The sequence below is a fragment of the Escherichia sp. 93.0816 genome (assembly GCF_013368855.2).
Classification (GTDB): Bacteria; Pseudomonadota; Gammaproteobacteria; order Enterobacterales; family Enterobacteriaceae; genus Escherichia; species Escherichia ruysiae.
Genome location: NZ_JABWNC020000015.1, coordinates 83,470 through 90,638, shown reverse-complemented (window position 1 = coordinate 90,638; position 7,169 = coordinate 83,470). Strand labels below are relative to the sequence as shown.

At 41.3% G+C, this 7,169-nt stretch carries 6 protein-coding genes, 2 tRNA genes and 1 pseudogene; 5 read left to right on the top strand and 4 right to left on the bottom strand.

Annotation, left to right across the window (positions count from 1 at the left end; all coding sequences use genetic code 11):
- Window positions 1–634 (bottom strand): annotated as a pseudogene (gene yeeO, locus HEM79_RS15925) (toxic metabolite efflux MATE transporter YeeO); the annotation flags it as partial.
- Window positions 635–794: 160 nt separating this feature from the next.
- On the opposite strand from yeeO, the gene HEM79_RS15920 reads away from it, so the two are divergent.
- Window positions 795–870: transfer RNA gene (locus HEM79_RS15920), tRNA-Asn, on the top strand.
- 36 nt (window positions 871–906) lie between these two features.
- Here HEM79_RS15920 and cbl read toward each other — a convergent pair.
- Together cbl and nac are read right to left on the bottom strand one after the other, a co-directional pair.
- Window positions 907–1,857 (bottom strand): HTH-type transcriptional regulator Cbl, encoded by a 951-nt coding sequence (gene cbl / locus HEM79_RS15915; protein ID WP_105285081.1) that lies wholly within the window; start codon window positions 1,855–1,857, stop codon window positions 907–909.
- 100 nt (window positions 1,858–1,957) lie between these two features.
- The gene (gene nac, locus HEM79_RS15910; protein WP_176241648.1) at window positions 1,958–2,875 is read right to left on the bottom strand and encodes a nitrogen assimilation transcriptional regulator NAC; all 918 of its coding nucleotides are present in this window, start codon (window positions 2,873–2,875) and stop codon (window positions 1,958–1,960) included.
- Window positions 2,876–3,199: 324 nt separating this feature from the next.
- Here nac and HEM79_RS15905 point away from each other — a divergent pair.
- Window positions 3,200–3,275 (top strand) — tRNA-Asn (locus HEM79_RS15905).
- 179 nt (window positions 3,276–3,454) lie between these two features.
- Complete coding sequence (locus HEM79_RS15900) at window positions 3,455–4,729, top strand: tyrosine-type recombinase/integrase (protein ID WP_176241649.1); 1,275 nt, start codon at window positions 3,455–3,457, stop codon at window positions 4,727–4,729.
- Window positions 4,730–4,799: 70 nt separating this feature from the next.
- Here the strand turns inward: HEM79_RS15900 and HEM79_RS15895 are convergent, their stop codons facing one another.
- Entirely contained in the window at window positions 4,800–5,051 is a 252-nt protein-coding gene (locus tag HEM79_RS15895; RefSeq protein ID WP_000042269.1) for a hypothetical protein, read from the bottom strand.
- Between the two features lie 366 nt (window positions 5,052–5,417).
- On the opposite strand from HEM79_RS15895, the gene HEM79_RS15890 reads away from it, so the two are divergent.
- Complete coding sequence (locus HEM79_RS15890; protein ID WP_183082706.1) at window positions 5,418–6,323, top strand: MvdC/MvdD family ATP grasp protein; 906 nt, start codon at window positions 5,418–5,420, stop codon at window positions 6,321–6,323.
- Window positions 6,313–7,167 carry a hypothetical protein gene (locus HEM79_RS15885; RefSeq protein ID WP_176242907.1) on the top strand — a complete coding sequence of 285 codons (855 nt, stop codon included), beginning with the start codon at window positions 6,313–6,315 and terminating at the stop codon, window positions 7,165–7,167. The genes HEM79_RS15890 and HEM79_RS15885 overlap by 11 nt, the downstream gene beginning before the upstream one ends.
- Window positions 7,168–7,169: the final 2 nt, after the last annotated feature.

Sequence of the window (7,169 nt, the reverse complement as noted above, 5' to 3'; positions counted from 1 at the left end):
TCAATATACCGCTAATAATAATATTAAAAATATTCATGCTACCATTTATAAGTAGCGGTATTTTCGTATTCCCGGCACCACGAAGTGCCCCACTGCCAATCAAAGTGATGGCAGCGGCTGGATAACTGAGCACCGTCAGTTCCAGATAAGTCAACGCCAGTGCTTTAACCTCTGTCGTGGCATCACCTGCAACAAAATCGATAATTTGTTCACCAAAATGATGAATGAGAATTGCCAACAGCACGGCAAATAACGTCATGATCACCAGTGATTGCCGTGTTGCTACTCTGGCTCGCCGTCGATCACGTTTACCGAGACTAAATGCCACAACGACAGTAGTACCAAGATCGATAGCAGCGAAAAAGGCCATAATGACCATATTGAAGCTGTCCGCCAGCCCAACGCCCGCCATCGCATCTTTTCCCAGCCAACTGACCAGAAAAGTGCTCAGCACGCCCATCAACAGGACACAGGCATTCTCCATAAAGATAGGAACAGCAAGCGGAGTTATTTCGCGCCAGAACAACACTTTGTAACTCTTACGTTTTGAGTGCCAGCGAGTGTGGTGAACAACCTGGCGTAAAGCTGAGGGGATATTCAAAGCTGACCTTAATTGCAGAAAGTGAAACCACATTTCAAATAATGAGGGAGAATCAGAAAAGCTGCAAAGATTTTCGCCGACAAATTGTCTGCAAATGCAACAAACTGTTGATAGAAACGGCAAACGGTTGAGGAATATAAAAAACAGGTTTGACAAAATATTTTTCGCCGTTAAGATGTGCCTCAACAGCGATTCCTCTGTAGTTCAGTCGGTAGAACGGCGGACTGTTAATCCGTATGTCACTGGTTCGAGTCCAGTCAGAGGAGCCAAATTTTGAAAAGCCCGCTTTGATAGCGGGCTTTTTGCTATATCTGATAATCAATTTCCTCTTCACTATTTTCCATCACCTGCCGCTTAATATCCTCAACCGACAATCCAGCATTGCACAGTTCCAAAAAGCGCCAGACGTAGTTACGCTGCAGTTGTCCTCGTTTCAGACCCAACCAGACGGTACTGGCATCGAAAAGATGGCGAGTATCCAGACGAATTAAATTCTCTTCCTCTTGCTCACCGCTGGATTGTTCGGCAACTAATCCGATCCCCAAACCGAGGGCGACATAGGTTTTGATGACATCAGAATCCTGAGCACTCAATACAATATCTGCCAGTAAACCTTTGCGGACAAATGCATCATCAATACGCGAGCGGCCTGTAATTCCCTGTCGGTAAGTGATCAACGGCCACTTCGCTATTGATTCCAGCGTCAATGGCGTAATTTGTGTTAAAGGATGATCGACAGGAACGAGCAAACTATGATGCCAACGAAACCAGGGGAAAGCGACGAGTTGGGGATCATTGCTCAAACGCTCACTGGCTATGCCAATATCAGCTCCGCCGTTTTGTAGCAGGCTAGCAATTTCCTGCGGCGTCCCCTGGATAAGCTCGAGTCGCACTTCGGGGAAAAGTTCGCGGAAGGCTTTAATGACCCCAGGCAAGCTGTAACGAGCCTGAGTGTGCGTCGTTGCAATAGTGAGTACGCCCGATGTGTCGTTGGTAAACAGGTCTGCAAGCCGACGAACATTACTGGCTTCATTCAGAATACGTTCTGCAATGACCAGTAATGCTTTACCCGGTTCAGTCATACCAAGCAGCCGCTTGCCACGACGAACGAATATTTCGATACCAAGTTCATCCTCCAGCTCTCGAATATGACGACTGACACCTGACTGTGAGGTAAAGAGCATATTCGCGACCTCTGTCAGATTGTAATCCTGACGGGCAGCTTCGCGGACTATCTTTAGTTGTTGGAAATTCACGGTAAACTCCGGGCATATAAGACATCCATTATTGTTAGAGTCTAATGCCCGGCATAACAAATAATAAAAACCCGCATCTTATTCCATCCAGGTATAACGTTTAGCTCACCAATTGCCATTGTCTTTTATCCATGGCTGGAGAACTAATCACTGACAATAACAGCTCTTTCACTGCCTGCGCCTGTGGCGATAAACCTGATCTGGCGGGTAAGTTTAATGACAACGAGAGACTCATTGAAGGTGTGGTAATACGTGACATCCAACCGTTAACTGCGGCACATAACGAACGTGCGGCCGATTCAGGTAATACTGCAACGCCCATACCACTCGCAATTGCAGCGGTAAGCGTGGCGATAGACTCAATTTCACCGATGACTTTCGCTGTAAGCCGGCGTAGGGAAAAAGCTTCATCAACACGAAGTCTTACTACACTGTAATCGCTGGGAAGGAAGAGGTTCATTTGCGCTATCGCATTAACATCAACGCTTTGCCCGGGGCAATCCTGAGTTCCGACAAGAAACAGATCTTCTTTTAACAAAGTCTGACTGGATACGCCAGACACAGGGGAATGCTCATAAATCACCGCCATATCAAGCTGGTTGTTTATAAGTTTTTCGTTAAGCACAGCACCGCTATTTTCATGGAGATAGATAACGACCTCTGGAAATTCAGCGCGTACCGCCTGTAATAAAGGCATGGTGATAGATGACGCGGCGGTTCCAGGTGCAAAGCCAATCGAGACTTGACCTGACAATGTCTGACCGACATTATGCACCGCCAGTTGGGCCTGTTCACACTGACGTAAAATTGCCCGCGCATGGGTATAGAGAATTTTGCCGGCGTCTGTCGGCGTAACGCCACGTTTAGTGCGAATCAAAAGTTGCTGATTCAGCTCACCTTCCAGCGTGGCAACCTGCTGACTGAGCGCAGGCTGTGCTATATGCAATACTTCAGCAGCCTGAGTCAGGCTACCAATATCTACAATTTTGACGAAGTATTTCAGGCGTCTAAAGTTCATGGTGCCTCCGTTTTTTTAAGCGTCAGCCCGAGTGCCGACATTACTAACAACCAGGTGCAAGATACTTGCCAGTTTCGTTTTGGCGTTGATACGAAAGCTAATCGCCCGTCAAATAAGAGATTATGATTGTTTCGTCATTGGCTCTTTAAGCCAGGAGAAGCATTCCCTGCCCCATGAAAGGATGTCATGCACCACGATGGAACATGATTAAAAAGATTGAAAGTTCATCGTTTTGTTGAAATTGGCAGCAAACAAACAAAAAAATGCATTTCCCCCTTTGACATCGCCATGCACTGCCATTAATATGCGCCCCGTTCTCACGATTCCTCTGTAGTTCAGTCGGTAGAACGGCGGACTGTTAATCCGTATGTCACTGGTTCGAGTCCAGTCAGAGGAGCCAATTTAAGGGAAGCAGACGTTCACTGACGTCTGCTTTCTGCATTTATATCAACTGGTTATCCCCTTCTTCAGGTTCACCCTCGTTCGTTAAAAACCGCTCGAATCCACACTACTTTGCTGGTAAAAATGCTGGTAAAGCTGGTTCGATTTGCGTTTTACCAGCACGCGGAGGGAACCGTCATGTCACTTACTGATACTAAAGTAAAAAATGCCAGACCAGCGGAAAAAGCCGTCAAGCTCACTGATGGATTTGGTCTCTACCTTCTTGTGCATCCCAATGGTTCAAAATACTGGCAGTTAGGCTATCGCTTCGATGGTAAACAGAAAGTGTTTTCCATTGGTGTTTACCCTGCAGTTTCTCTTGCTGATGCCAGACAACGACGTGATGAAGCAAAAAAGCTGCTTGCTCAGGGAATCGATCCTAACGCTAAAAAACAGGCTGATGAAAAAGCGCTGCAGGAAAAGCGGGATAAAACCCGTTCGTTCCGTGTCGTCGCCAGAAGCTGGTTTGCCACCAAAACAAAATGGTCAGAAGATTACGCCGATACGGTATGGAAGCGCCTTGAGACCTATGTATTCCCGGATATTGGCGACAGCAACGTTTCAGATCTGGATACGGGTGACTTGCTTGTTCCGGTTAAAAAAGCAGAAACGCTTGGTTATCTTGAAATTGCCATGCGGATCAAGCAATACATCACCGCCATCCTGCGTCACGCCGTCCAGCAAAAACTTATGCGCCATAATCCTGCTTATGATATGGAAGGTGCTGTGCAGAAACCAGAGACTGAGCACCGTCCCGCACTGGAGCTGGAAGAGATCCCCCTGCTACTTGAACGTATTGATGCCTACAAAGGCCGTAGACTTACCACACTGGCGATTAAACTCAATCTGTTGATTTTCATTCGTTCCAGTGAACTCCGCTATGCACGATGGTCAGAAATCGACTTCAACAGTAAGTTATGGGTGATACCAGAAAAGCGTGAAGCGATTGAGCGCGTCAAATATTCCACGCGTGGAGCAAAAATGAAACGCCAGCACTTTGTTCCCCTATGCAGGCAAGCTCTTAAGATACTGAAAGAGATCCGCCAGCTTACCTATGAAGAAGGTAACGAAGCCGGATTAATTTTCACTGGCTGTTATGACTCATTCAAACCCATGAGTGAAAACACCATCAATAAAGCGCTGCGTAAGATGGGCTATGATACGAAGCAAGACATCTGTGGACACGGCTTTCGCACACTGGCCTGTAGTGCCTTAATTGAGTCAGGTTTGTGGTCTGAAGATGCGGTAGAACTCCAGATGAGCCACAAGGAAAGCAACAGCGTTCGTGCTGCTTATACCCACAAGGCCAAGCATCTTGAGCAGCGAAGGTTGATGCTACAATGGTGGGCAGATTTTCTTGATGCTAACCGGGATGGGATGGTCAGGCCGTTTGAGTTTGCTCAGAAACAATAATCGCCTTCCAGCAAGCAGACAATCGCAGTAAATAAAAAACGCAGGGAGGTTTTACTCTCCCTGTTACTTATCACTTACGCCCTTTGTTTGATTGTGCCAAAACAGAGGCTGCAAGTTGCTTCGTTAACTTGCTGGAACGTGGATTATCAAGAGCTGATGATGCCTTATGCTCCATTTGCCCACTTGTCTGGTTTGATGTCCCACGTTGCGAAAGCGCAGAACCAGCGAGGCTTTTCTGGATGGCAGAAGCATTAGGATTAGCCAGCGTTTTTGCAGCAGTAGAAGCCACATTTTCAGAAGTCTGTTTTACGTTTTTACTCATGAAACGAATCCCCAAGAAGTTATGAATATCCCTTATGTAGTACTTACATTCCTAAAAAAACACCACATACAGTGGCATCAACAGATTTTATAATCCTTTGTTTTCCTAAAAACAAGTCTAAAACTGTATAAAAACACAGTTATGATATAGTCTATTGTTTTTAATGAATAAAAATAACTAATCGCGTTTAACGAAGAGAAACTAAAAGTTAGCCACTGCTATGAAAAAGAGCTCTTGACAGCAAATAACTTTCAGAAATCTATAGCGATCTTCATCTTGAGAGAGGCTTGTACTTAACCCGCAAAAGGTATAGGTATATAATTATTATCAGCTTATACCAAATGGTTATCAATGATAGGAATAAAAATGATTTTAGTTATAACATCTAGCTTTGATAAAACAATTGATTACATAGTAAAAAAACATAGCATTAACAATTTTTACAGGTTAGATGTTGATAATTTCTCTGAATATAAATTTTCTTACACTAAAAAAGGATTCAGTATTGTTAATAAAAATAATAATGAATTGCTCGAGAGTGAATGCAGATCCATCTATTATAGAAAACCAACTCCTGAGAATATTATCAATAAAATTGATTCAAAATATCATAATCATTGCTTTCGAGAAGTATTCGCTTTTGTTGAAGGGATTGCTGAGTCGTTTACTGGAAAATGCTTATCCAAGCCATCAATTATAAAAAGAGCAGATAACAAAGTATTGCAAGCAAAAACTGCAATTGATATTGGATTCACAATTCCTGATTTTATATTGACAAATAATTTCGATTGTTTCAAAAACACTTTGACAATCAATAGCATTGTCAAACCGTTATCAAGTGGATTGATAGAAAATCAGAAAGAAAAGGAATTTGTTCAAACAAATATGGTTGACATGAATAAAAACACAGAAACATTAAAATATTGTCCAGCTTATTTTCAATCGTATACAAAAAAAGAATTCGAGGTGAGATCAACATTTATAAATGGTAAAGATTATTCGGTAAAAATAATATCTAAAAATAAAATTGACTGGAGAAAAAACAATAACGAAATATTCTATTCAACAATAAAAATGCCTGATACTATAAAAGAAAAATGTCTGAGGTATATGTCAGTCATGAATATTTCTTTTGGATGTTTTGATTTTATAGTTTTTGATGGTGAATGGTTCTTCTTAGAGATGAATGCAAATGGTCAATGGGCATGGCTAGAAAATGAAACGAATATTAATGTGTCAAGTGAGTTAGTGAGGTTTTTAAATGAAGTATAATTTCATTTACTTTATTATAAAATTATTAAACTTTTCATTATTATTCCACACATCATTAGATGAGAATTTTGATACTATTGAAAAAAGAAATGTTATTAATTCTACGTCATTAAGAGTATCTTTATTATGTTTTCCTGTGGGGAGTAAAATAATATATTTATTAACTTTCAATAAAAAATCAAACCGTATTTTGGATAAATCTAACTTCCAGTTTTTTACGAGCATACACTATGATACACTTTGCCCAAGAATATCGGGCACAAAAATTGAAGAATATGTCATGGCGTATAGTCAATATATTAAATCAATTCTACCTAAAAGAAGGAAGGAACAAGAAGATTTTTTAAAGCAGCGCCTTTCCGAAAATAACGATAGTTTATCTAATCTTCAAAGTAAGATAACACATTATACTACTATCACTATTGCCCTCACAGGGGCAGTGGTTTATCTACAAACCATTCTACCATCCGCAAATACAAATTTTGCAATAAGATTTATTTCCTATTATTTATTTTTTATATTGCTTGTTGATATAATTAATTTATTTCTTTTTCTAAGAAAAGGAATGATGGTAAGTAGTTTTTCTCAATCAAGTTTTAAATCATTAAAATTTGATAACAGTAATTATGCCTTAACGAAGGCTATATATCGTGACTGGATAGCAAGAAAAGATGACGTCAGATATTTTGCAGGTATAGTTAGAAATGCCGAAAAATATCTATACAGATCGATTTTAGTTGGAATCACGCTATACATGTTTTCCATTTCACTGCAATATTATAGCGATAATCCAGTGAATGAAATCATATTCACGCCGTCAGGCATGTTTTTAGTTGTAAATTAAAA

Bases quoted from the DNA above. Each gene is read 5' to 3' on its own strand.
- HEM79_RS15900 (WP_176241649.1), top strand. From the start codon at position 3,455: ATGTCACTTACTGATACTAAAGTAAAAAATGCCAGACCAGCGGAAAAA.
- nac (WP_176241648.1), bottom strand. From the start codon at position 2,875: ATGAACTTTAGACGCCTGAAATACTTCGTCAAAATTGTAGATATTGGT.
- HEM79_RS15895 (WP_000042269.1), bottom strand. From the start codon at position 5,051: ATGAGTAAAAACGTAAAACAGACTTCTGAAAATGTGGCTTCTACTGCT.
- HEM79_RS15890 (WP_183082706.1), top strand. From the start codon at position 5,418: ATGATTTTAGTTATAACATCTAGCTTTGATAAAACAATTGATTACATA.
- HEM79_RS15885 (WP_176242907.1), top strand. From the start codon at position 6,313: ATGAAGTATAATTTCATTTACTTTATTATAAAATTATTAAACTTTTCA.